This is a genomic window from Parafrankia irregularis, from assembly GCF_001536285.1.
GTDB lineage: Bacteria > Actinomycetota > Actinomycetes > Frankiales > Frankiaceae > Parafrankia > Parafrankia irregularis.
In genome coordinates this window covers 1-1,978 of the sequence record NZ_FAOZ01000078.1, presented here as the reverse complement: position 1 = coordinate 1,978, position 1,978 = coordinate 1, and the positions used below count along the sequence as shown (strand labels likewise).

General features: G+C 62.4%; 1 protein-coding gene. It reads left to right on the top strand.

Translation table 11 applies throughout. From position 1 onward, the window contains the following. Positions 1-1,978: condensation domain-containing protein (locus AWX74_RS38730; protein WP_242666619.1), on the top strand; the 1,978-nt coding region annotated here is incomplete at both ends.

The window sequence follows — 1,978 nt, the reverse complement described above, 5'->3', positions numbered from 1 at the left end:
TACGTGACCACGGCTCGCATTGATACCAGCGATGACGCGCTCCGCCGGTCACTCCGTGAGTACGCCGCACAGCACCTCCCCGACTACATGATCCCCACGACGATCACCCGAATTGACTCCTTCGCAACGACGGTCAACGGAAAGCTCGACCGGAAGGCATTGCCCGTCCCCGATCTCAGCGAGATCACCGGCACCGACGGGCGTGCACTCCAGACGCCGACGGAGCGCTCGCTGGCGGAAGTGTTCCGGGCGGTGCTGGGTCTCGGGGGTGAGGTCAATCTGAGGGCGAACGATGACTTCTTCCGCCTGGGTGGTCACTCGTTGCTGGCAACCCGAGTCGTCGCGCGGGCCAATGCGGCACTGGGTTCGGCGCTGACTCTGCGGGATATGTTCGAACAGGCCACGATCGAAGGACTGGCGCGTGTCGTCGACAGAGCCTCGCAAACCGTATCTCTCGTACCGCGTGTAGGTGATCTTCCACGCCCGGAACTGCTGCCTGTGACGTATGGGCAGCGTTCCCTCTGGGTTATCGAGCAGATGGGCGGCCCGGGGGCTCGCTACGTCGTCCCTCTGATCCGGCACCTGTCCGGGGAACTTGACGAGACTGCCCTGAGGTCAGCGGTGCAGGATGTCGTGGCCCGACATGAGGCGCTGCGTACGTTGATCGTGGGGGATGACGGGCAGCTCCATCAGATGATCCTGACGACTGAGGAGGCGGCCTTGCGCCTGCCTCTGATTCCTGAGGACTTTATCGGGGCGGGACAGGACGCGATCGACAAACGCCTTCGGGAACTCGTGCGGAGCCGATTCGATCTTGCGGCGGATATCCCGGTTCGCGCCGGCCTGCTACGTGTGGAGGTCGCTGAGTGGATTCTCGTCCTTGCGGTGCACCATCACGCCGTAGATGAATGGTCCACGCCGACGGTGCTGGAAGATCTCTTCGCCGCCTACGCGGCAAGAAGCAAGGGGCATGCGCCGACGTGGGAGTCGGTCGGGATCCAGTATGCGGACTACGCGGTCTGGCAACAGGCCGTGCTCGGTCAGCCCACCGATCCAGAGTCCGCACTACATCACCATTTGAAGTATTGGGCAGACACCCTGGCGGATGCTCCGGGTGAATCCACGATAAGCCCCCACCGTCCCCGGCCGGCTGAACCGACGTACCGTGCAGCAGATGTTTCCTTGAGTATCTCATCCGATGTCGTGGCTGATTTGCGGCGCGTCGAAGATGGGCATGGGGTCACGATGTTCATGATCTCCCAGGCTGCCGTGGCCCTGGCGATATCCGTCATGAGCGCGAGTGACGACGTCGTTCTCGGCGCGCCAGTCGGCGGTCGTACCGAGGACGGTCTCGAAGGCGTCGTCGGATACTTCGTGAACACGATTCCCCTCCGCCACAGATACTTCCCCGGCGATACGTTCTCCGATGTTCTCGCTCGTGTGAAGCAGACCGTGCTGGATGGCTTCGATCATCAGGCGGCGCCTTTCGATCAGATCGTCACGGCAATCTCTGCGGATCGAGTCGTCGGCAGAAATCCGGTCTTCCAGGTCATGCTCACCTACCAGCGTGTTACCGGACGCCGAGCGGATCCGGAGGTCGGGGATCTCGTCGTGCGACCTCGCATGGTGGGGCTGGGTGCGGTCAAGGGAGATCTCGATCTCTATCTGGCCGACTCCGACGCCGGAGTATCCGTATTGCTCACCTTCAGCACGGATCTCTTCGAAGAGAAGACAGCAGTGCGTTTCCTCGGCGTGATTCAGAAGATCCTCGGCGCGATCGCCGAGGATCCGAACCGGACCATCGCCGAAGTCGATCTGCTGATCGCGGAGGAGAGACCCGCTCTCGAAGCCTGGACGACTGGAAGCCCAGCAGAGTTGGCTGGTGTCACTGTTGCGGGTCTTTTTGGTGATCAGGTGTTGCGGTCGCCGGGGGAGATCGCGTTGGTGGCGGGTGCGCGGAGTTTCACGTTTGCGGGGT